General features: G+C 60.0%; 19 protein-coding genes. 11 read left to right on the forward strand and 8 right to left on the reverse strand.

The genetic code is table 11. From position 1 onward, the window contains the following. Positions 1 to 63 precede the first annotated feature (63 nt). Both LVY75_02685 and LVY75_02690 read left to right on the forward strand, forming a co-directional pair. Entirely contained in the window at positions 64 to 273 is a 210-nt protein-coding gene (locus LVY75_02685; GenBank protein XAZ20889.1) for a DUF2945 domain-containing protein, read from the forward strand. Between the two features lie 194 nt (positions 274 to 467). Next, positions 468 to 2,273 carry a diguanylate cyclase gene (locus LVY75_02690; GenBank protein XAZ20890.1) on the forward strand — a complete coding sequence of 602 codons (1,806 nt, stop codon included), beginning with the start codon at positions 468 to 470 and terminating at the stop codon, positions 2,271 to 2,273. Positions 2,274 to 2,297: 24 nt separating this feature from the next. On the opposite strand, the gene LVY75_02695 is transcribed toward LVY75_02690, so the two are convergent. From LVY75_02695 to LVY75_02710, 4 genes are all read right to left on the reverse strand, one after another. Continuing rightward, the gene (locus LVY75_02695) at positions 2,298 to 2,498 is read right to left on the reverse strand and encodes a hypothetical protein (GenBank protein XAZ20891.1); all 201 of its coding nucleotides are present in this window, start codon (positions 2,496 to 2,498) and stop codon (positions 2,298 to 2,300) included. A 141-nt stretch (positions 2,499 to 2,639) separates the two neighbouring features. Beyond that, positions 2,640 to 3,659, reverse strand: a complete 1,020-nt coding sequence (locus LVY75_02700) for a glycine betaine/L-proline ABC transporter ATP-binding protein (GenBank protein XAZ20892.1) — start codon at positions 3,657 to 3,659, stop codon at positions 2,640 to 2,642. Further along, entirely contained in the window at positions 3,652 to 4,539 is an 888-nt protein-coding gene (locus LVY75_02705; protein ID XAZ20893.1) for a proline/glycine betaine ABC transporter permease, read from the reverse strand. The genes LVY75_02700 and LVY75_02705 overlap by 8 nt, the downstream gene beginning before the upstream one ends. A gap of 104 nt (positions 4,540 to 4,643) precedes the next feature. Further along, positions 4,644 to 5,642 carry an ABC transporter substrate-binding protein gene (locus LVY75_02710; GenBank protein ID XAZ20894.1) on the reverse strand — a complete coding sequence of 333 codons (999 nt, stop codon included), beginning with the start codon at positions 5,640 to 5,642 and terminating at the stop codon, positions 4,644 to 4,646. A gap of 448 nt (positions 5,643 to 6,090) precedes the next feature. On the opposite strand from LVY75_02710, the gene LVY75_02715 reads away from it, so the two are divergent. The 9 genes from LVY75_02715 (at position 6,091) to LVY75_02755 (ending at position 15,929) form a co-directional block, all read left to right on the forward strand. Beyond that, positions 6,091 to 6,879 carry a GntR family transcriptional regulator gene (locus LVY75_02715; protein XAZ20895.1) on the forward strand — a complete coding sequence of 263 codons (789 nt, stop codon included), beginning with the start codon at positions 6,091 to 6,093 and terminating at the stop codon, positions 6,877 to 6,879. Further along, the gene (gene kduI, locus LVY75_02720) at positions 6,869 to 7,705 is read left to right on the forward strand and encodes a 5-dehydro-4-deoxy-D-glucuronate isomerase (protein ID XAZ20896.1); all 837 of its coding nucleotides are present in this window, start codon (positions 6,869 to 6,871) and stop codon (positions 7,703 to 7,705) included. Before LVY75_02715 ends, kduI begins: the two co-directional genes overlap by 11 nt. A gap of 5 nt (positions 7,706 to 7,710) precedes the next feature. After that, complete coding sequence (gene kduD, locus LVY75_02725) at positions 7,711 to 8,466, forward strand: 2-dehydro-3-deoxy-D-gluconate 5-dehydrogenase KduD (protein XAZ20897.1); 756 nt, start codon at positions 7,711 to 7,713, stop codon at positions 8,464 to 8,466. An 87-nt stretch (positions 8,467 to 8,553) separates the two neighbouring features. Then, a complete protein-coding gene (locus tag LVY75_02730) occupies positions 8,554 to 9,237 on the forward strand; it encodes an amino acid ABC transporter permease (GenBank protein ID XAZ21298.1) in 684 nt (227 codons plus the stop codon). A gap of 8 nt (positions 9,238 to 9,245) precedes the next feature. Then, complete coding sequence (locus LVY75_02735; protein ID XAZ20898.1) at positions 9,246 to 9,899, forward strand: amino acid ABC transporter permease; 654 nt, start codon at positions 9,246 to 9,248, stop codon at positions 9,897 to 9,899. Then, positions 9,883 to 10,611 carry an amino acid ABC transporter ATP-binding protein gene (locus LVY75_02740; protein ID XAZ20899.1) on the forward strand — a complete coding sequence of 243 codons (729 nt, stop codon included), beginning with the start codon at positions 9,883 to 9,885 and terminating at the stop codon, positions 10,609 to 10,611. The genes LVY75_02735 and LVY75_02740 overlap by 17 nt, the downstream gene beginning before the upstream one ends. A 110-nt stretch (positions 10,612 to 10,721) precedes the next feature. Next, positions 10,722 to 11,516 (forward strand): transporter substrate-binding domain-containing protein, encoded by a 795-nt coding sequence (locus LVY75_02745; GenBank protein ID XAZ20900.1) that lies wholly within the window; start codon positions 10,722 to 10,724, stop codon positions 11,514 to 11,516. 216 nt (positions 11,517 to 11,732) lie between these two features. Next, entirely contained in the window at positions 11,733 to 15,374 is a 3,642-nt protein-coding gene (locus tag LVY75_02750; GenBank protein ID XAZ20901.1) for a hydantoinase B/oxoprolinase family protein, read from the forward strand. A 24-nt stretch (positions 15,375 to 15,398) separates the two neighbouring features. Next, a complete protein-coding gene (locus tag LVY75_02755) occupies positions 15,399 to 15,929 on the forward strand; it encodes a winged helix DNA-binding protein (GenBank protein ID XAZ20902.1) in 531 nt (176 codons plus the stop codon). Positions 15,930 to 16,051: 122 nt separating this feature from the next. On the opposite strand, the gene LVY75_02760 is transcribed toward LVY75_02755, so the two are convergent. Genes LVY75_02760 through LVY75_02775 form a run of 4 tightly spaced genes read right to left on the reverse strand, consistent with a single transcriptional unit; the run spans position 16,052 to position 21,078 of the window. Continuing rightward, positions 16,052 to 17,566 (reverse strand): ABC transporter substrate-binding protein, encoded by a 1,515-nt coding sequence (locus tag LVY75_02760; GenBank protein ID XAZ20903.1) that lies wholly within the window; start codon positions 17,564 to 17,566, stop codon positions 16,052 to 16,054. A gap of 19 nt (positions 17,567 to 17,585) precedes the next feature. After that, positions 17,586 to 19,295, reverse strand: a complete 1,710-nt coding sequence (locus LVY75_02765; protein ID XAZ20904.1) for an ABC transporter ATP-binding protein — start codon at positions 19,293 to 19,295, stop codon at positions 17,586 to 17,588. Next, positions 19,292 to 20,143: an ABC transporter permease gene (locus tag LVY75_02770; GenBank protein ID XAZ20905.1), complete on the reverse strand. Its 852-nt coding sequence runs from the start codon at positions 20,141 to 20,143 to the stop codon at positions 19,292 to 19,294. The genes LVY75_02765 and LVY75_02770 overlap by 4 nt, the downstream gene beginning before the upstream one ends. Continuing rightward, on the reverse strand, positions 20,140 to 21,078 hold the full coding sequence (locus LVY75_02775) for an ABC transporter permease (GenBank protein ID XAZ20906.1): 939 nt from the start codon (positions 21,076 to 21,078) through the stop codon (positions 20,140 to 20,142). Before LVY75_02775 ends, LVY75_02770 begins: the two co-directional genes overlap by 4 nt. Positions 21,079 to 21,127: the final 49 nt, after the last annotated feature.

A 21,127-nucleotide genomic window follows, 5' to 3' on the forward strand; every position in this document is an offset into this window, starting at 1 on the left:
ACGAACCAAACCCGTCATTGAAGCGTTCCTGCAAGGCAACTTGTTTCGCTGAAGGGAAAGACGATGAGTGAGAAGCTCAGGAAGGGCGACAAGGTATCCTGGAATACGAGCCAGGGCGAAACGGTCGGCAGCGTGGTCAAGAAGCAGACGGCGCCAACGAAAATCAAAGGGCACGAGGTAAAAGCCTCGAAGTCGGATCCGCAATATATTGTCGAGAGCGAAAAGTCCGGCAAAAGAGCGGCTCACAAACCCGAGCAATTGCGCAGAAAGTGATTGAACCTGCCGTTCTGCTTTTGGCACGATGCGTTTGCGGCCGCGAAGTCGAAACCAATGAAAGAGGCCCGAGCGGAAACGCTGCGGGCCTATTAATTTTTTCTGAACTCGATCTGTGAAATAATAGGCTTCTCACTTTTTTGTAACATTGAGATTTTCGGACGCGGTAAGTCTCTGTAAATAAAGTGGAAGTTATGCGCATCAGCACCATCACCAACTGGGCCTATGGCATTACCGTGATCCTCACGGCGCTTTCGGCTGCCGCCTTTATCATGTCGTCGCGTAGTGCAGAGGATGAGCGGCGTGCGGTTGAGGAGCATCTTGTTCTCGATACGCTGACCGAACAGCTCGAGATGGGTGCCGAACTCTCCAGTGATGAGGCAAGGCTCTATGTCATGCGCGGTGAACAGCGCCACCTCGATGCCTTCAAGGCGGACGCGGAAACCGAACGGCGGCGCGAGACGGCGGCCGAGCAGATCGCGGCGAGAGACATATCCGCCGTGGAGCGGAATATTATCGAGGGCATGAACAAGCAGGCTGAGGCGCTTGACGCCGTGGAAGCCGCCGCGATCGATTCTTTCCAGAAGGGCGACAGACAGGCAGCGCAGCAAACGCTTTTCGGTTCCGAGCATGAGCGGTTGCAAACGGCTCTCATGGAGTCGGCCGGGCATCTGCGCGACGTCACGGCGACACGCACGGGAGCGGCGCTCGATGACGCGCGCCGGCGCAGCGACCAATGGAACCTTGTCGCCAAGATCATGCTGGCGATGACCGGCCTGCTTTTCCTTGCCGTGCTCTACTTTATCCTTCGCCGTCGCGTGGCTATGCCTCTGGTGCGTATGACCGGCATCGTCAGCCGACTTGCCAAGCAGGATTATGCGGTCGAGGTCCCTGACGATCATCGCCGCGATGAGATCGGCGAAATGAACGAGGCGATCCAGATCTTTCGTGAAAACGGACTTGAGCGTGAGCGCCTGGACGCGGAGCGACGCGCTGACCAGCATACCAAGGATCTCATCCTGCAGATGATGCACCGCCTTCAGGCCTGTGAAAATCAATATGAACTGGCCGATGTCGTCGCGCGCTTCGCGCCGCAAATCTTTCCGGGTATTGCCGGAAGTCTTTATATCCTCGACGAGGACAAATCCGTTCTTGCGCAAACCGGCACATGGCTGGAGCCTGTGAATGCGCAGGCGGCTTTTCCCGCCAGTGCGTGCTGGGGCCTGCGGCGCGGCCGCCCGCACATGAGCGGCACCGGCGATGGAGATGTGCCCTGCCAGCATGTGGAAGGAAGCGGTGTTGCCTCCTCCTGTTTCCCGTTGACGGCGCAGGGTGACATGATTGGTCTTCTCTATCTGGAGGAGCGCCACGGGCAAATACCGGCGCTGGACAGTGTTCGCCTCTATCTGGAACTGATCGCCGAAAATGTGGGCTTGGCGGTCGCCAACCTGCAGTTTCGTGAAAAGCTGACCGATCTCGCCATCCGCGACCCGCTAACGGCGCTTTTCAACCGCCGTTTCCTGGACGAAACGTTGCACCGACATGGGCGCGACAAGGGCCAGGAGCCGCTCGCATGCCTGATGATCGACATCGATCACTTCAAGCGTTTCAACGACCAGTTCGGCCACGATGCGGGCGACATGGTCATGCAGTATGTCGGGCAGGTTCTGCGCAGCGCTGTGGCCGATATCGGCAACGCATTCCGCTTCGGTGGCGAAGAATTCACAATTCTGCTGCCGGACTGTAGCGAGGAGGATGGTTTCGAATTAGCTGAAAAGCTGCGCGCGCAGATCGGTGGAGCGGCACTTTCACATTCAGGTCAGATCATCGGTGCGGTGTCGGTATCCATCGGAGTGGCGGCATCACCTGCAGAAGGCGTGGTCGATACGCTGGTCAGCCGCGCCGACGCGGCCCTTCTCGACGCCAAGGCCAAGGGCCGCAACAAAACTGTTCTTGCAAGCAGTTTGCGCAGGCCAACGCAGGAAACGTTGCGCGCCTGATATCAACAAAGAAGCGAGAGGCGATCAGCCGCCGACGACGCCGTGTGGCGCCAATTCGACGATCTCGCGGGCTGCGCCGTAATCGCGCTCATGGGCCGAGCGGTAGCGGTGTTCGGTGCGGCCGGTCAGATCACGATAGTAACGGTCGGTCATGCCGTCGGCATAGGTGCCGGTGTCAGCATCGAAGTCTTCGGTCGACGGCTTCATCGAGAAAAATTTGAACATCTTCACGGTCCTCCACAGCGTGCTATCAACATCCGGACGTATCGTTCGGTTCCTTCTCCAAGATCATTATAACGAAAAAATTAACCATGTTTAAACAAACGGCATGTGTTTGAGCCCATGCCGCATGATTGCTTAAGATTTTCATGCCTGGTGAAGGAGCAGCGCCAGCAGTTCCTGCAATGAAACGCCGCCGAGCAATTGACCTTCCTGTGATATGACTGTGGCGGACGAGACGCCGGCGCGGGACATTTCGCGCAATGCCCCTTCGATATCCATGTCTTCGCAAAGCTGCAGCTGGCTTTCGACCGGAATTTGCTTCGCGACGGCACCGATCTTGATGACCCGGCCCCGATTGACCTCCTTTACGAAGGCGGCGATGTAGTCGTTGGCGGGATTGAGGACGATTTCGGCCGCCGAACCCTGCTGGATCACCTCGCCGTCACGCAGGATGGCGATTTTCTCCCCGAGCCGGAGCGCCTCATCGAGATCGTGGGTGATGAAGACGACCGTTTTCTTCAGGTCCTTCTGCAGATCGAGAAGGACGGTCTGCATATCGACGCGGATCAGCGGGTCGAGCGCCGAATAGGCCTCGTCCATCAGGAGAATTTCGGCATCGTTGGTTAGGGCTCGCGCCAGGCCGACGCGCTGCTGCATGCCGCCGGAGAGCTGGTTCGGATAGTGGCCGCCGAAGCCCTCCAGGCCGACGCGCTTGATCCAGGCATTGGCCCGCTCCTCGCGTTCCGCCTTGGCGACGCCCTGGATCTCCAGGCCGTAGACAGTGTTCTGCAGCACGTTGCGATGCGGTAGCAGACCGAAACGCTGGAAGACCATGGCCGTCCTACGGCGGCGGAATTCGCGAAGCTGCAAGGCGTCCATACGGCAGACGTCCTCGCCGCCATAGAGGACTTCGCCCGAAGTCGGGTCGATCAGTCGGTTGATGTGACGGATCAGCGTCGATTTGCCGGAGCCGGAAAGGCCCATGATCACGGTGATCTTGCCGCCGGGAATGGTGATGTTGATGTCTTTCAGCCCGAGCACATGACCGTGCTCCCTGTTGAGCTCGGTCTTCGACATGCCCTTGCTGACGGCATCCACATAATCACGGCCGCGCGGACCGAAGATCTTGAAGAGGCTTCGGATCTCGATCGAATTACTACCCATGCACGATCTCCCGGTGCTTCTGGAGCCGCAGGCCATAGGCCTGGCTGATCCGGTCGAAAATGATGGCAATGCCGACGATTGCGAGACCGTTGAAGACGCCGAGGGTGAAGTACTGGTTGGAGATGGCTTTGAGAACCGGCTGGCCAAGCCCTTGAACACCGATCATGGAAGCAATGACCACCATGGCAAGCGCCATCATGATCGTCTGGTTGATGCCGGCCATGATGGTTGGCAGCGCCAGCGGCAGCTGGACGTTGCGAAGTTTCTGCCAGCTCGACGAACCGAAGGCGTCAGCTGCCTCCAGCACATTCTCGTCCACCATTCGGATGCCGAGATTGGTGAGGCGGATCATCGGCGGCAGCGCGTAGATGACAACGGCGATGACGCCAGGTACGCGACCGATGCCGAGAAGCATGACGACGGGAATCAGGTAGACGAAGCTCGGCATGGTCTGCATGACGTCGAGGATCGGATTGACGATTTTCTGCATCGCATTCGAGCGCGCCATCATGATGCCAAGCGGCAGGCCGATGACGATCGAAAGCACGGTACAGACGAAGATCATCGACACGGTCTTCATCGTATCCTGCCACATGTCGAAATAACCGATGACAAGAAGCGTCAGAACACAGCCAATGACGACCTTCCAGCTGCGGCTGGCAAACCAGGCAATGGCGGCAAAAGCGATGAGAATGATTGGCCAGGGTGTGCCGGTCAGCAGCCGTTCTGCCCAGATGAGAAAGCTTTGCAGAGGGCTGAACGCAGCCTCGATGCTGTCGCCATAGGCGCGGGTGAAGGCACGAAATCCTTCGTCGACGCTCTTCTTCAGCTCGCGCAGCATGTCGTCATTCATTGTCGGAAATTTCCAGAGCCAATCCATACCGGTCCCCAAATAGATAGTGGCGGCGGCCGATTGTTGTTTTGGCCGTCGCGCCGAAGGATTGTGTGGGCAGCGCCGAGGCTGCCCATGTCATGTCTGAGTGCTTAGAGCGAAGCCTTGATCTTTTCGGCGGCTTCCGGCGAGACCCAGTCTTTCCAGAGGGGCTCGTTGTTCTTCAGGAAGTATTTGGCGCCGTCTTCACCTGTCGCCTGGTTATCGGTCATCCAGGCGATCAGCTTGTTGACAGTATCATTGGTCCAGGCGCGCTTCTTCAGGTAATCGATGGCAGGGCCGCCGCGATCGGCAAAACTCTTGCTGATCAGCGTCTGCACATCATCGGACGGCCAGGCATTCGGCTTGGGATCGGCGCAATCGGCAATAGAAGTGCAACGCTTCCATTCGGCCGCATCATATTCCGTTCCGTATCCGAGCTTGACCATCTCGTATTTGCCGAGCAGCGAGGTCGGTGCCCAGTAATAGCCGACCCAGGCCTGCTTGCCTTCGTAGGCCTTGGCGATAGAGCCATCGAGACCTGCGGCAGAACCGGTGTCAACGAGCGTAAAGCCTGCCTTCTCCGCATCATAGGCCTTGAAGAGCTGCGCGGTAACGACAGTGCCGCCCCAGCCCTGCGGGCCGTTGAAGACGGCGCCCTTGCTCTTGTCTTCCGGCGCCGGGAAGAGTTCGGGATGTTTCAGGAGATCAGGAATGGTCTTGATGTCCGGATGGGCGTCGGCGATGTATTTGGGAATCCACCAACCCTGTATCGCGCCGTCAGAGAGGATCTTGGCGCCCTGGACGACCTTGCCGCCTTCGAGGCCACGCTTGACCAGCTCCGGCTGCAGGCTGACCCAGGCTTCCGGCGCAACGTCCGGCTCTCCCTTTTCCGCCATGGAGGTGAGCGTCGGGACGGTGTCGCCGCTGACGATTTCTGCCGAACAGCCATAACCTTCCTCGAGGATCAACTTATCGAGGCTTGCAGCCACTTCTGCCGACTGCCAATTCATGCTTGCGATTGTGATATTGCCGCAATCGGCGGCAAAAGCGCTGCCGCCCGTGAGCATGGCGCCAGCTGCGAGGATGGTGGATGCCAAAAGTACTTTCATTTTTTTGTTCCCTCTGGTCGCGGTGCATCCTGAACCCGGGCGCCGGCGGCACCGCACGCCGACCCCTGCATTGAGCCTGCTTTAGGGCTGCAACAGCCATTCTGGTTACGTCAAAAAATGGCGCATTAGAGCCGTCTTTCAATGCTGTCTTAAATACGGCGTCGCTTACGGAATGTCGGGTTGACGCGATCGCGCTATGGTTGTTGCCGTAGCAGCGGCATACCATCGGGCTGCATAATGAGTTGTGGCTTTCGAGCATCCAAGATGGGCAGCATTGGTGGCTGTCCTCATCCCGCGCCGACCCTTCCACGACGCAATTTTCGAAAACGAAGGATGCGCTTGTCAGAAGTTGGATACTAATATATTACTTCCCTCATCAGGCCGAAGGGAGGCGGTTATCGATGGCTTTAGATGCCCAATTTTCAGATCTTGCCGGTGAAGGAACGCGATGAATTCGCCCACCGGAATCACGCGCAAGAAACGCTCCCTTCAAGGAGTGACGGTGCTTTCGCATCAGCGCGCAGCCGCACCGCGAGCGGCAACGCTGGTCTACAATGCGCTTCTCGATGACATCGTGTCGTTGCGCCGCAAGCCCATGGAACTGTTGAACGAGAAGGAGCTCGAGGCGCAGTTCGGCGTCAGCCGCACGCCGATCCGCGAGGCGATCATCCGTCTTGCCGATGACGGTCTGGTGGACGTCTTCCCGCAGTCGGGCACGTTCGTTTCCCGTATTCCGCGGCGGGCGCTTTACGAGGCGATGCTCGTGCGCAAGGCGCTGGAGGATACAACGGTTTCGATCGCGGTCGAAAAGATGACGCCGGCGGGTCTAAGGGCGCTGGAACGCAATCTTGCTGATCTCGATGCCTGTCACCGTGAAGGTGATGTCGCAGGCTTCCATATCATCGACAATGATTTCCACCAGCTCATCAGCACTATCGCCGGCTTCCCCGGCATCTGGGCAATCATCCAGCAGGTCAAGGTTCACAGCGATCGTTACCGCCTGCTGACGCTGCCGCAGCAAGGCCGCCTGACGCGCGTCATCGACGAACATGCAGCCGTCATCGATTGCATGCGTACGGGTGACAAGGATGGCGCAAAGGCCGCCATGGAGTTCCATCTAGGCAAGCTGCTGCACGAGGTCGAACAGGCCGAGATGCTCGACCCAGCCTATTTCATTGAGGATGCCCCGCAGATGGCGGCCTCCGGAGGAGAGAAGGATAATTCCAATGCAGATTGACGTGCGACACGCCTCCCATCCCGAAGCTGTCAAGGGTTTCGATACGGAAACCCTGCGGCATCACTTCCTGGTCGAGACGGTGTTTGTGCCTGGCGACATCCGGCTCACCTATTCCCACTATGATCGCATGGTGATCGGCGGTGCTGCGCCGCTCGGGGCGGCTCTCGCGCTGACCGCGCCGAAGGCGATTGGCCAGGAAACGTTTCTGGCCGAGCGCGAGCTCGGTGTGTTGAATGTCGGCGGCGCCGGTCGCGTGATCGTCGATGGCACCAGCTACGCTCTGGCGAAGTACGATTGCCTCTATGTTGGCAGGGGTGCGGTCGATGTCAGCTTCGAAAGCGCCGATGCCGGCAATCCGGCGAAATTCTACCTCGTTTCGACGCCTGCTCATGCCGGCCATCCGACGGTGCTTTTGACGCGTGACAAGGCGCGGCACCTTACGCCGGGCGAGGCGGCAACCGCCAACAAGCGTTCGATCTATCAATATATCCACCCGGAGGTCTGCCAGTCCTGCCAACTGACCATGGGCTTCACCAGCCTCGATACCGGTAGCATCTGGAATACCATGCCGAGCCACACGCATGACCGGCGCATGGAAGCCTATCTCTATTTCGATCTCGATGCCGACCAGCGCGTCTTCCACTTCATGGGCGAGCCGCAGCAGACGCGTCACATGCTCGTCGCCAACGAGCAGGCGATCATCTCACCGCCCTGGTCGATCCATTCCGGTGCCGGAACGAAGAACTACAGCTTCATCTGGGCAATGGCCGGCGACAACAAGAGCTTTACCGATATGGACCATATCGCAATCGGCGATCTGAGGTGACGGCGATGCAGGCCCTTTTCGATCTCTCGGGAAAAACGGCCGTCGTTACCGGTGCCAATACCGGCATCGGGCAGGGCATTGCCGTAGCGCTTGCCGAGGCGGGTGCCTCGATCGTCGCCGTCGGCCGCTCGTCTATGGACGAGACGGAAGCACTGGTCGCCAAGGCGGGCGCAAAATTCCACGTCATCAAAGCCGATCTCGGCACGATCGAGCCGGTCAAGCCGATCGTTGCGGAAGCGCTGGAGCGCTTTGGAGCCCTCGATATCCTCGTCAACAATGCCGGCATCATCCGCCGCGCCGACGCGATCGATTTCACCGAGGAAGACTGGGACGCGGTGATGAATGTCAACCTGAAGACAGCCTTCTTTCTGTCTCAGGCTGCTGCCCGCCACATGCTCGAAAAAGGGCGCGGCAAGATCATTAACATCGCTTCGCTGCTCTCCTTTCAGGGCGGCATCCGCATCCCGTCCTACACCGCCTCAAAAAGCGGACTTGCAGGTCTGACCCGGCTGCTTGCCTGCGAATGGGCGGGCAGGGGCGTCAACGTCAACGCCATCGCTCCTGGCTATTTCGTGACCAACAACACGACGGCGCTGCGCGAGGATGCCGATCGCAATGCCAGCATCCTGGCCCGAATCCCGGCGGGCCGCTGGGGAGAGCCCGGCGATATCGGCGGTGCGGCCGTGTTCCTGGCGTCGTCAGCATCCGACTATGTACACGGCACGGTTCTGCCCGTCGATGGAGGCTGGCTGGCGCGCTGAGGCGACAGCCGGGAAGAGACATGACGCCTTCCTGCGGGGAGGCGAGGTCGCGTCTGTGGAGTTGGCGTGGCCGGAATGGAGGAGGACATGCAGTACCAGTTCGATTTTTCGGCCTTGCTGCCCTACTGGAGCGACTTCCTGTCGGGCGCGCTTGTCACGATCGAGATCACCGTCTTTTCGGTGATCATCGGTCTGGTGATCGGCGTTGCCTGCGCCATAGCCCGCCGCTCGGATATCGCGCCGCTGCGTGCTCTCGTCAGTATCTATGTCGAGACCGTGCGCAACACGCCGTTCATCGTGCAAATCTTCTTCATCTTCTTCGGCCTGTCCTCCGTCGGCATACGCCTCCCAATCATCGCGGCTGCCGTCTTCGCCATGGTCATCAATGTCGGCGCCTACACGGCCGAAATTGTGCGCGCCGGCATGGATTCCATCCATCCGAGCCAGATCGAGGCGGCTGAAGCGCTCGGCCTGTCGAAGCTGCAGATCTATCGCGACATCATTCTCCTGCCGGCGATCGAACGCGTCTATCCGGCACTCTCCAGCCAGTTCATCCTGATGATGCTATCGACCTCGATTGCCTCGCAGATCTCCGCCGAGGAACTGACGGGCGTTGCCAACAACATCCAGTCGAACACATTCCGTTCGCTGGAGACCTACATGGTGGTCGCCGTTCTCTACATCGCCATCACCTATCTGATGCGGGCTGGCTTTTACGGTCTTGGTCTCATCGCCTTCCCGCGCCGTCGCCGGCTCGGCACGTCGCTCTAGAGGTTGCCATGCTCGGTGGATTTTCCTTCAATCACCTGATCTATCTGCTGGGCGGCCTTGTCTGGACAGTGGTGCTGTCGGCACTCGCCTTCCTGCTCGGCGGCGTTGCCGGCTTCTTCGTCATGCTCTGCCGCATCTCGCGCTTCCTGTGGCTACGGCGTGCGGCCCTCGTCTACATCCAAATCGTCCAGGGCACGCCGCTCCTGATCCAGATGTTCATCCTCTATTTCGGCCTTGGGGTGATCAACATCTCCGTGCCGCCATTGGTCGCGGCCGGCCTCGGCATGATGATCTATTCGAGCTCCTATCTGGGCGAGATTTGGCGCGGCTCGGTCGAATCCATCTCGCGCACTCAGTTCGAAGCGGCCGAGTGCCTGGGCCTGACGCGCTGGCAGGCGCTGAGAGACGTGATCCTGCCGCAGGCGCTGCGGATCGCCACGCCGCCGACGGTCGGCTTCCTCGTCCAACTCGTCAAGAATACCTCGCTCGCCTCGGTCGTCGGCTTCCTGGAGCTGACACGTGCGGCGCAGGTCATCAACAACTCCCTGTTCCAGCCCTTCCTGGTGTTCGGCATCGCAGCGCTTCTCTATTTCGCTGTGTGCTACCCGCTGTCGGTCTGGAGCCGCTCTCTCGAGAGGAAGCTCAATGTCGGTCGCCGTTAAACTCACCAATGTCGTCAAGCGCTTCGGCGCGCTGGAAGTGCTGAAGGGCGTTTCCTTCGAAATCAATGCCGGCGAAGTGGTGGCGCTGATCGGCCAGTCCGGCTCCGGCAAAAGCACCGCACTTCGCTGCATCAACCGGCTGGAGACGATCCAGGACGGCTCGATCGAAGTGTGCGGCCACCGCGTGGAAGATCCGAAGCTCGATCTCCGGACACTGCGCCGGGATATCGGCATGGTGTTCCAGAGCTACAACCTCTTCCCGCATATGACGGTTGCCGAAAACATCATGCTGGCGCTGCGCCGCGTGAAGGGCATGCGCAAGGACCAGGCCTTCGAGATCGCCAGGCAGGTGCTCGCCAAGGTCGGTCTCTCGGAAAAGATCGATGCCTATCCGGAGCAATTGTCGGGCGGCCAGCAGCAGCGCGTGGCAATCGCCCGTTCGCTCGCCATGCAGCCGAAGGTGATGCTGTTCGACGAGGTGACGTCTGCTCTCGACCCGAAGCTGACGGGCGAGGTGCTGCGCGTGATGGAAGATCTCGCTCGCGGCGGCATGACGATGATCGTCGTCACCCACGAAATGGGCTTTGCCAAGCGCGCCGCCAACCGCGTCATCTACATGCATACCGGCAAGGTCTGGGAGACGGGTGGCGCCGATATCCTGAGCAATCCGCAGACACCGGAACTCAAGGAATTCATGGCTGCAGAGCTTTAGACCCCGGTACTTGCGGGAGGGAATTGCCTGCGCCGGATGAACCGGTGCGGGTTTTACAGGAGGCCCGACAAAGAGCGGGCAGAGGCAATCAGGTAGAGGAGACTTGGAGTATGCCGAAGACAATGATTTCGAAACTGGCACTTTTGGCGGGCGCAGGCTTGCTGGCGCTGGCAAGTGTTGCCCATGCCGACGTGCTCGACAATATCAAGAAGGCGGGCAAGGTGCGCATCGCGGTCGCGATGGGCATTCCGGAATATTCCTTCGTCGATGAAAACCTCAAGCCGACCGGTTCGGACGTCGAAACCGCGAAGCTGATCGCCAAGGATCTCGGCGTCGAACTGGAACTGGTGGAAATCACCAACGCTGCGCGCGTTCCCTCGGTCCAGACAGGCAAGGCCGATATGGTCGTCTCTTCGCTTGGCATTACCGAGGAACGCAAGAAGGCGATCGATTATTCCGTTCCTTATGCGACGCTGGCACTCGTCGTCGCAGCTCAGCCGAGCGTCGAGATCAAGAACTATGCCGATCTCGACGGCAAGCGCATCGGCGTTACCCGCGCGACGACCAACGACCAGGACATCACCGCCAATGCGAAGGGCGCCGATGTCGTTCGCTTCGAGGATGATGCCACGCTGATCACGTCTGTTGTCTCCGGCCAGGTCGATATCCTCTCCAGCCAGTCGGCTGTCATCAACGGCATCAACAAGAAGATGGCCGATCATCCGCTGCAGGTGAAGTTCACGCAGAAGGAAACCAATCTCGGCATCGGTATTCCGAAGGGTGAAGCTGGTCTCAAGACCTGGCTCGACCAGTGGGTCAAGACCAATTTCGACAACAAGGTGCTGCGCGACATCTATCGCAAGTACCACAATGCCGAACTGCCCGACGATCTGACCTCGCGTTGATCGAATAGCGGCGCCGATACCTTCATGGCGCCGGTCTTCGACGATCCTTAATTTCTGCCGATTTCGTCGCCGCGGCCCTTGGGCCGCGGCGTTCGATTTTATGCGCCTGAATATCCGGCTTCTGCTACGCCGTCCTTCCATCGATACCTGTGGCGACTTTGTTCTCTGTAAAACGTTGACGATTTATCGATGATTTCTTAGTGATATTGGAAGCGAATGGCGGAGGCGATTTTGTCGGGCATTGCGGCTGGTAGCTGGGACTTCTGGATCGATCGTGGGGGCACCTTCACAGATATTGTCGGGCGCGACCCCTCCGGTGCCCTGCATGCCCGCAAAGTGTTGTCTGAAAATCCGGACGCCTATCGCGATGCCGCCGTCCACGGCATTCGCCTGCATCTCGGCCTGACCGCTGGTGAAGCGATCCCGGCCGGGCTGATCGGCGAGGTGCGCATGGGCACCACCGTCGCCACCAATGCGCTTCTGGAGCGCAAGGGCGAACCTCTGGCGCTTGTGACGACGAAGGGTTTTCGCGATGCATTGCGCATCGGCTATCAGGAGCGCAAGAAGATCTTTGCGACGGAGATCGTCAAGCCGGAAGCGCTCTATCAGGATGTGGTCGAGCTCGAAGAGCGTGTTCTCGCCGACGGTACCGTCGAGACAAAACTCGACGAAGCCGCGACCGAAGCAGCACTCCGCGATCTGCGAGGCAAGGGTTACCGCGCCGTCGCCATCGTCTTCATGCACGCCTACAAATATCCCGCACACGAGGCAGCGGCCGCGCGCATCGCGCGCGCCATCGGCTTCGAGCAGGTTTCCGTCAGCCATGAAGTCTCGCCGCTGATCAAACTGGTCGGTCGTGGCGATACGACTGTTGTCGATGCCTATCTTTCGCCGGTGCTCGGCCGCTATGTGCGTCAGGTTTCCGATGAGCTCGACGTCGCGAGAACCGGTGCGCGCGTCATGTTCATGATGTCTTCGGGCGGGCTTACGGCAGCCGATATGTTTCAGGGCAAGGACGCGATCCTGTCCGGCCCGGCCGGCGGTGTGGTCGGTCTTGCCAAGACCGGCGAGCAGGCAGGTTTCGGCCACGTGATCGGCTTTGATATGGGCGGCACCTCGACTGACGTCGCGCATTTCGACGGCGAATATGAGCGTGCTTTCGAAACGGAAGTGGCGGGTGTGCGCGTTCGTGCACCGATGATGCTGATCCATACCGTGGCGGCCGGTGGCGGCTCTATCCTGCATTTCGAAAGCGGCCGTTTCCGCGTCGGGCCTGATTCCGCAGGCGCTTTCCCAGGCCCCGCCTGCTACCGTAATGGCGGGCCGCTTGCGGTGACCGATGCCAACGTCATGGCCGGCAAGCTGCTGCCCGATTTCTTCCCGACGATCTTCGGCCCGAACCAGGACCAGCCGCTCGATATCGAGACGGTGCGGCAGAAATTCGCCACGCTTGCAGCGGAGATCGGTGACGGACGCAGCCCGGAAGAGGTAGCCGACGGTTTCATCCGCATTGCCGTTGCCAATATGGTCGAGGCGATCAAGAAGATTTCCGTCCAGCGCGGTTATGACGTGACGCGTTACGCTTTGAATTGCTTTGGCGGTGCCGGCGGCCAGCATGCCTGCCTGGTGGCCGATGCGCTCGGCATGAAGAGCATACTTCTTCATCCGATGTCCGGCCTGCTCTCGGCCTATGGCATGGGCCTTGCCGATATCCGCTCCACCCGCCAGAAGGCGCTCGGCGTGCCGCTCGATGCGGCCGCACCGGCAGCGATGACAGCGCTTGGCAGAGAATTGCAGGGCGAGTGCCTGCCGGAGCTGGTGGCACAGGGCGTCGAGGCCGGCAAGATCAAGACGGTGTTGCGTGCACATATCCGCTATGCCGGCACCGATACGCTGCTCGCCGTCGAGGCATTATTCCCGCAGGATGACGACGCGGCGCGCCTGCGCAGGGAATTCGAGATCCTGCATAAGCGCCGCTTCGGCTTCGTCGCCGAAGACAAGCCATTGGTCGTGGAAGCCGTCGAGGTGGAATGCATCGGTGGTGCGGCCGCCGAAATCGACGTTGATCGTGGCGAAGCGGCTGAGGGCGAGGCATTGCCCATCCGACGCACCCTGTTCCATTCGCAGGGCGAAAGCCATGACGCGGCGGTCGTCATGCGCGATGGCATTCAGCCCGGCCAGACCGTGACCGGACCGGCCATCATCATTGAGCCGAACCAGACCATCGTCGTGGAAGGCGGCTGGCAGGCGAAGCTGACGGCGCGCGATCATATCGTACTCACCCGCATCAAGGCGCTGCCGGAGCGCACGGCGATCGGAACCAAGGCTGATCCGGTCATGCTGGAGATCTTCAACAATCTTTTCATGTCGATTGCCGAGCAGATGGGCGTCACGCTGCAGAACACCGCCTATTCCGTCAACATCAAGGAACGGCTGGACTTCTCCTGCGCGGTCTTCGATACGGACGGCAATCTCGTCGCCAATGCGCCTCATATGCCGGTTCATCTCGGTTCCATGGACGCGTCTGTCGCCACTGCCATCCGCGAAAATCCGGTCATTCATCCGGGCGACGTCTTCCTGATCAATGCGCCCTACAATGGCGGCACGCATCTGCCCGATCTCACGGTCTGTACGCCCGTCTTCGACGATGCCGGCACACGCATCCGTTTCTGGGTGGCGAGCCGCGGGCACCATGCCGATATCGGCGGTATCTCCCCGGGCTCGATGTCGCCTCTCGGGACGCATATCGAGGAGGAAGGCGTCTACATCGACAATTTCAAGCTGCTCGATCGTGGCAAATTCCGCGAAGACGCTCTTGCGGATTTGCTTACTGGTGCGCGTTATCCAGTGCGCACGCTGGCACAGAACGTCAACGACCTGAAGGCGCAGGTTGCCGCCAATGAGAAGGGCGTGGCGGAACTGAAGAAGATGATCGCGCTCTTCGGCGAGGACGTGGTCGATGCCTATATGGGCCATGTGCAGGATAACGCCGCCGAAAGCGTGCGCCGTGTGCTCGACCGCCTGCCGGATGGCGAATTTTCTTATGAGATGGATCAGGGCTGCAAGATCGTCGTCAGGATTTCCATCGATCGGGAAAAACGCGAAGCAACCGTCGATTTTGCCGGCACCTCAGCGCAGCGCTCCGACAATTTCAACGCGCCGGCGCCGGTGACGCGCGCTGCCGTGCTCTATGTTTTCCGGGTGCTGGTCGAAGCCGATATTCCGATGAATGCCGGCTGCCTGCGGCCGATCCATATCGTCATTCCCGATGGCACCATGCTGACTCCCGCTTATCCGGCAGCCGTCGTTGCCGGCAATGTCGAAGTCAGCCAGGCCGTTACCAATTGCCTGATCGGTGCCGTCGGCGCCATGGCCGCGGCCCAGGGCACGATGAACAACCTGACCTTCGGCAACGACAAGTACCAATATTACGAAACCATCTGCTCCGGTGCGCCGGCAGGCCCGGGCTTCAACGGTGCGGATGCCGTGCACACGCATATGACCAATTCGCGCCTCACCGATCCGGAAATCCTGGAGAGCCGTTTCCCCGTTGTGCTCGAGGATTTCCATATCCGGCCAAATTCCGGTGGCCGCGGTCAGTGGCATGCCGGCAACGGCACGCAGCGAACGATCCGCACGCTCGAGAAGCTGGAATTTGCCGTTCTCTCCGGTCATCGCCGCGTGGCACCGTTCGGGCTGAAAGGTGGCGAAGATGGACAGACCGGCCGCAATTACGTTCGCCGAAACGACGGTACGATTGATGAACTGATCGGTGCTGCCCACACGGTGTTGGAAGCGGGTGAAGCCTTTACTGTCGTGACGCCAACAGGCGGCGGGTACGGACCGAGAGATGCCTGAGCAATTGGGATGGAAGTGCGTTCAATGGAAAAATCGAAAGAACAAAAGGCGCCCCGCGATCTGATCGTCTCGTCGGCCCATCTGGCACTCGGCAGCTCGCCGGCTCTTTCGGAGCTCGAATACGGATCGGTCCTCTTTTCTCACGCGTTTAATCGCTGGATGGTGCGCTGCATGGCTGCCGCCGGGGTGCCCAGTCTGTCGCCCGTCGAGATCCTCATCATTCACTCGGTTCGCCATCGCGGCCGGCCGAAGACATTGTCCGACCTCTGCCTCGTGCTCGATATCGAAGACACTCATGTCGCCAACTACGCGGTAAAAAAGCTTGATGCGGCCGGCCTCGTCAAAACCGGAAAATCCGGCAAGGAAAAAGTCATCCAGGTCACCGACAAAGGCCTGGAGGCGCTGACGCGATATTCGGAAATCCGCGAGCGGCTTCTGGTCGAGGCGACGAAAGTGTCGGGACTATCGCAGGAGGATTTGTCCGGTATCGCCTCCCACCTGAGAGCGCTCTCGGGCTATTACGAGCAGGCGGCGAGATCAGCGGCGACCTTATGATCGAAACGGCCGAAAGCAGAGACGCCGCCATTCTCCCGGCTCTCTAACGGGCCCGGATATCCGTTCCCTTGTCAAAAGCGTGCTCCGCCTTGAAAGGCGGAGCACGCTAGCAAGGTCAGGGCTCAGTTCTTGACCGTGTCTTCCAGGAAGAAGCGGCCGAGCGGGTTCTGGTAGAAGTTGTCGATGTTCTTGCGTGCGACGTTGATGTAGGGGCTGTAGTAGAGATCGATCCAGTTGACGTCGTCCTTGGCGGTCTTCTGCAGATCGATATACATCTGCTCGCGCTTTTTCGGATCGAGTTCCAGGCGGGCCTTGGCGACCAGCTCCTTCACGGCATCGTTCTTGTAGTTCGTCATGTAGTTGTTGTTGGAATCGTGGCCGAGCACGAAGGTCGTCTTCTGGTCCGGGTCGAGAATGTCGTTGGTCCAGTAGTTGACCGAGATATCGTAATCGCCGGCAACCGTCATGTCCCATTCCTGGCTCGGGTCGACCTTCTGGAGGTTGGCAGTGATGCCGGCCTTGGCGAGCTGCTGTTGCACCAGTACGGCGGTCTGCTCGTCCACCTCGTCACCGGCGCGGATCAGGTAGTTCAGTGTCAGGTTGGTGACGCCGGCATCGGCCAGCATCTTCTTGGCCTTTTCTGGGTCATAGGGGCGCTGCAGATTGTCGGCGTAATGATAGAGCGCGCCCTTCGGAACGTAGGAATTGGCGACTGTGCCCTGGCCGAAGGTGACGGCATCGACGATTGCCTTCTTGTCGATTGCGATGTCGAGCGCCTGGCGTACTTCCTTCTTGGCGAGATCGCCATGGGCATGGTTGATCAGCAGATGGTCCTCACGGGTCGAAGGATCGGCCAATACGTTCAGGTTGGCGTCCTTCTTCAACTCCTCGACGCGCGAAAAGGGCACGAAGATCGCCGCGTCGAGCTGGCCTGCCTGCACGTTCAGCATGCGGGTATTGTCGTCAGGCACCGAGATCCACTCGACGCCGTCGAGCTTTACCCGGTCTGCCTGCCAGAAATTTGGGTTCTTCTTGAGGATGATGCGGTCGCCGCGGCGCCATTCCTCTACGGTGAAGGCGCCTGACGAAATGGGCTTTTCAGCGTAAGCGTCGGCCCCCATGGATTCGATGCCGGCCTTGGAAATGACGGATGCATTCGGCAGTGCCAGCGTCGACAGGAAGGGCGCGGAAGGGTTCTTGAGCTTGATCGTCAGCGTATGCGGATCGGTTGCGACGGCCGTGTCGATGACCTTATAGGAATCGCTCCAGAGCGAGCCTGCGTCATCGCGGATACGCAGCAGGCTGAAGGCCGCGTCTTCCGCCGTCAGCGGCGAGCCGTCGGAGAATTTCGCATCGCGGATCTTGAAGACATAGGTCAGTCCGTCGTCGGACGCCGTCCAGCTCTCGGCCAGGCCGGGCTCCAGCTTTGTGCCGGTCTTGTCGACGCGGATCAGAACGTCATAGACGTTGGAGAAGACCCAGTTGTCGATATTCTGCGCCGTTTTGATCGGGTCGAATGTCGTAGAATCCTCGCGACGGCCGATGGTGAGCACACCTGCGGCTTCGGCATAGGATGCACTGAGCGTCAGGCCCGCAAGAAGTGCTGCAAGCCCGATTGATTTCCATCTGGTGATCATGCGTTCGTTCCCTTCGTTGTTATGGCATGCGTTTGACGGGTAGTGCCGGCATCGATTGCAGCTCGTCTTCCAAGCTGGCGCTGCTCAGAAGCGGCTTGTCCGGATCGATATCGGGAATGGCGGCGATCAGCGCCGCGGTATAGGGATGTTTCGGCCGCGCAAAGACCTCTTCCGAGAGGCCTTCTTCGACGATCTCGCCACGATACATGACGACCACGCGTTCGCAGAGATTGCGCACGATCGCGAGATCATGGGCGATAAACATCAGCGTCAGGTTCATCTTTGCGGTGAGCTCACGGAAAAGCGCGATGATCTGTGCCTGGATCGTGACGTCGAGGGCCGCAACACATTCGTCGGCGATGATGAGCTTCGGATCGACAGCGAGCGCCCGGGCAATCCCGGCGCGCTGGCACTGACCACCGCTCATGCTGCGGGGTTTGCGATTTGCAAACTCCGGCTCCAGCCCGACAAGATCGAGTAATTCGCCGATCCTCTCCGGAATGGCCGACGCCGGCACCTTGCCCTGCACCTTCAGCACCTCGGCAAGCATCTGTCCGATCGTGAGGCGCGGATTGAGTGCGTTATAAGGGTCCTGAAAGACCATGGCCGTCTCACGCCGCAGCTTTGCGAGTCCGGCAGCCCGCTGCTGAGCGAGATCGATCCCTCCGAAGGACACATGGCCTGAGGAGATCGGCGTCAGCCCCAGTACGGCACGTGCGAGTGTGCTCTTGCCGCTGCCGGATTCGCCCACGATGCCGATGGTTTCGCCCGGCATGACCTGCAGGCTGACACCGGAAACGGCGCTTACCGTCTTGGCACTGCTCTTGAACAGGCTGCCGCCAACCTTGAAACGCACATGCAGGTCGTCGATCTCGAGAAGCGGCTTGGTCGATGCTGCGGAAGACGCGAGCAGCGGCTCCGGCATTGGCGCCTCGTCCGGCATGGAGGGATGGCTGTTGATCAGATTGATCGTGTAGGCGTCCTGCGGCCGGGAGAGGATCGTCCGTTTCGGCCCCTGTTCAAGCAGCTTGCCATTGCGCATGACGGCGATGCGGTCGCAGGTCTGGGCGACGATGCCGAGATCGTGGGTGATGAGGATGATCGACAGGCCGCGCTTTTCTCGGATCTCCAGCAAGAGTTTCAGGATCTGCGCCTGGATCGTCACGTCGAGTGCCGTCGTCGGCTCGTCGGCGATCAGGATCTTCGGGTCGCAGGAGAGCGCCACGCCGATCATGGCGCGCTGGCGCATGCCGCCGGAAAACTCGTGCGGATAACTGTCATATTGGCGAACGGGATCGGGAAAGCCAACCTGCGTCAGGATCTCGATCGCCGCTGCCCGTGTTTCCTTGGCGCCGAGCCCTTGATGATAGCGGATGCCCTCGGAAATCTGGTCGCCAATGCGCATGACCGGATCGAGGTGGCTCGTCGGGTTCTGGAAGATCATGCCGATCTCGCCGCCCCGAACTTCCAGCATCTCGGCCTCGCTTGCCGTCGTCAGATCACGCCCTTCGAGCAGGACGGCGCCGCCCTCGATCTTGATCAGAGAGGAGGGCAGCAGCCGGACGAGCGAACGGCAGAGCAGGCTCTTTCCCGAGCCGCTCTCACCGACCAGACCCAGGATTTCGCCCTTGGCGAGATCAAGAGAAACATGGTCGATCAGCGTTCGCGCGCCGCCATCGAGATGAACCCTGACCGTCAGGTCACGGACGGAAAGGACCGAAGCGCTCATTCGTGAACTCCGAGAAGTTCGCCGAGCGCATCACCCAGCATGCTGAAGCCGAAGGCGAGGCAGACGATGGATAGGCCTGGGAAAAGCGTGATCCACCATGCCGTTGTGATGAAGCTCTGCCCTTCAGCGACCATGACGCCCCACTCGGCGAGCGGAGGCTGCACGCCGAGGCCGAGATAGCTGACGGCCGCGCCGCTGAGCAGCACCAGTGTGGCATCCGACATGGAAAAGACGATGGAGCCGGCAATGGCGTTCGGCAGAAGGTGGCGGAACATGATCCTGAAACGGCTGAAGCCGAGGCTGACGGCTGCGACCGCGTAGTCACTGCTTTTCAGGACCAGCATCTGGGCGCGGATGAGGCGTGCATAGGAGACCCAGCCGACCAGCGCCATGGCAATGTAGAAACTGCTGAGGCCCGGGCCGAGAATGGCGATGATCGACAGCATCAAGACAAGAAACGGGAAGGCGAGAATGATATCGACGAGGCGCATGAAAACCGCATCGACGATACCGCCGAAGAAGCCGGCTATGGTGCCGACCGTCGTGCCGATCAGGAACGGGAAGATCACGCCGATGACGGCGATCTGCAGGTCGATGCGGGCGCCCCATATGACGCGCGAAAGTATGTCGCGGCCGAAATTGTCTGTGCCGAAGAGATGGGCGAAGGAGGGCGGCTGTAGCCGCACATCGGCATTCTGCAGGATCGGATCAAAGGGTGCGATCAGCGGAGCGGCGATCGCCAGAAGCAGGAAGAACAAGAGAATGCCGGCGCCGATGACGAGTGTCAGCCGGCGGCCGAGGAAACGGCGCCAGGCGACCGGTGAGGGAGTAAAGGCCTCGACGCTCATAGCTTCACCCTCGGATCGACAGCGACGGTGACGATATCGGCAATGAAATTGACGAGCACGGTGGCGCAGGCAAATGTCATCGCTACACCCTGAACGACCATATAGTCGCGCGAGAAAATGGCGCGCACCAGCAATTGCCCCATGCCCGGCAGGGCAAAGACGCTTTCCACGACGACGGTGCCGCCGATCAGCCAGCCAATGTTGACGGCCAGAAGATTGATTGTCGGTACCAGCGAATTCGGCAGGACGTGGCGCCAGAAGACAATGCTCTCAGGCATGCCGCGGGCGCGAGCGGCTGTCGCTACATCCGATTTCAGGGATTCGATCATCGCGGAGCGCAGGCTGCGGGTCAGCACCGTCGAGAGCGACAACGCAACGGTCAACGCCGGCAGGATGAGATGAGAGAGCTTGTCGGTAAATGTCGTGCCGTAGCCGGAGACGGGCAGGACGCCGAGTTCGACGCTGAAAAAAATGATCAGCATCAGGCCGAGCCAGAAAGGCGGAAAGCCGATCCCGAATGTGGAGATGACGCGTACTGCATGATCAGGCGCGCGGCCAGCATTGCGAGCTGCAATCGCCGACATCGGCACGGCGATCAGGATCGACAGGATGACGCTTGTCAGTACCAGCGCGATCGTCGGCTCGATGCGCGTGGCGATCAGCGGAAATACGTCGATCTTGTAGAGGATCGACTTGCCCATCTCGCCATTCGCGAGGTTCTTGAGGAAGTAAAAGTATTGCAGCCACATGGGCTGATCGAGGCCGTATTGGGCGCGGATATTGGCAAGAGCCGTCGGTGTTGCGCGCGTGCCGAGAATGTTGCGGGCGGGATCGCCGGGGATCAATCGCACCAGGATGAAGGTGATGACGCTGATGCCGAAGATAACGGGCAGAAACTGGACCGGCCGGGTCAGTATGAATTTATAGCGATGCATGGCGGCGCTCGCCCCCTTGTCTTCGGCGGGTTCCGATCACCTGATCTTG

This window comes from Sinorhizobium sp. B11 (genome assembly GCA_039725955.1).
Classification (GTDB): Bacteria; Pseudomonadota; Alphaproteobacteria; order Rhizobiales; family Rhizobiaceae; genus Rhizobium.

Excerpts from the sequence above, each read along its gene's own strand:
- kduD (XAZ20897.1), top strand. The coding sequence starts at position 7,711 with ATGCAGGCCCTTTTCGATCTCTCGGGAAAAACGGCCGTCGTTACCGGT.
- LVY75_02715 (XAZ20895.1), top strand. The coding sequence starts at position 6,091 with ATGAATTCGCCCACCGGAATCACGCGCAAGAAACGCTCCCTTCAAGGA.
- LVY75_02740 (XAZ20899.1), top strand. The coding sequence starts at position 9,883 with ATGTCGGTCGCCGTTAAACTCACCAATGTCGTCAAGCGCTTCGGCGCG.
- kduI (XAZ20896.1), top strand. The coding sequence starts at position 6,869 with ATGCAGATTGACGTGCGACACGCCTCCCATCCCGAAGCTGTCAAGGGT.
- LVY75_02760 (XAZ20903.1), bottom strand. The coding sequence starts at position 17,566 with ATGATCACCAGATGGAAATCAATCGGGCTTGCAGCACTTCTTGCGGGC.
- LVY75_02730 (XAZ21298.1), top strand. The coding sequence starts at position 8,554 with ATGCAGTACCAGTTCGATTTTTCGGCCTTGCTGCCCTACTGGAGCGAC.
- LVY75_02735 (XAZ20898.1), top strand. The coding sequence starts at position 9,246 with ATGCTCGGTGGATTTTCCTTCAATCACCTGATCTATCTGCTGGGCGGC.
- LVY75_02705 (XAZ20893.1), bottom strand. The coding sequence starts at position 4,539 with ATGGATTGGCTCTGGAAATTTCCGACAATGAATGACGACATGCTGCGC.
- LVY75_02745 (XAZ20900.1), top strand. The coding sequence starts at position 10,722 with ATGCCGAAGACAATGATTTCGAAACTGGCACTTTTGGCGGGCGCAGGC.
- LVY75_02775 (XAZ20906.1), bottom strand. The coding sequence starts at position 21,078 with ATGCATCGCTATAAATTCATACTGACCCGGCCGGTCCAGTTTCTGCCC.
- LVY75_02765 (XAZ20904.1), bottom strand. The coding sequence starts at position 19,295 with ATGAGCGCTTCGGTCCTTTCCGTCCGTGACCTGACGGTCAGGGTTCAT.
- LVY75_02695 (XAZ20891.1), bottom strand. The coding sequence starts at position 2,498 with ATGTTCAAATTTTTCTCGATGAAGCCGTCGACCGAAGACTTCGATGCT.
- LVY75_02750 (XAZ20901.1), top strand. The coding sequence starts at position 11,733 with ATGGCGGAGGCGATTTTGTCGGGCATTGCGGCTGGTAGCTGGGACTTC.
- LVY75_02685 (XAZ20889.1), top strand. The coding sequence starts at position 64 with ATGAGTGAGAAGCTCAGGAAGGGCGACAAGGTATCCTGGAATACGAGC.
- LVY75_02700 (XAZ20892.1), bottom strand. The coding sequence starts at position 3,659 with ATGGGTAGTAATTCGATCGAGATCCGAAGCCTCTTCAAGATCTTCGGT.
- LVY75_02690 (XAZ20890.1), top strand. The coding sequence starts at position 468 with ATGCGCATCAGCACCATCACCAACTGGGCCTATGGCATTACCGTGATC.
- LVY75_02770 (XAZ20905.1), bottom strand. The coding sequence starts at position 20,143 with ATGAGCGTCGAGGCCTTTACTCCCTCACCGGTCGCCTGGCGCCGTTTC.
- LVY75_02755 (XAZ20902.1), top strand. The coding sequence starts at position 15,399 with ATGGAAAAATCGAAAGAACAAAAGGCGCCCCGCGATCTGATCGTCTCG.
- LVY75_02710 (XAZ20894.1), bottom strand. The coding sequence starts at position 5,642 with ATGAAAGTACTTTTGGCATCCACCATCCTCGCAGCTGGCGCCATGCTC.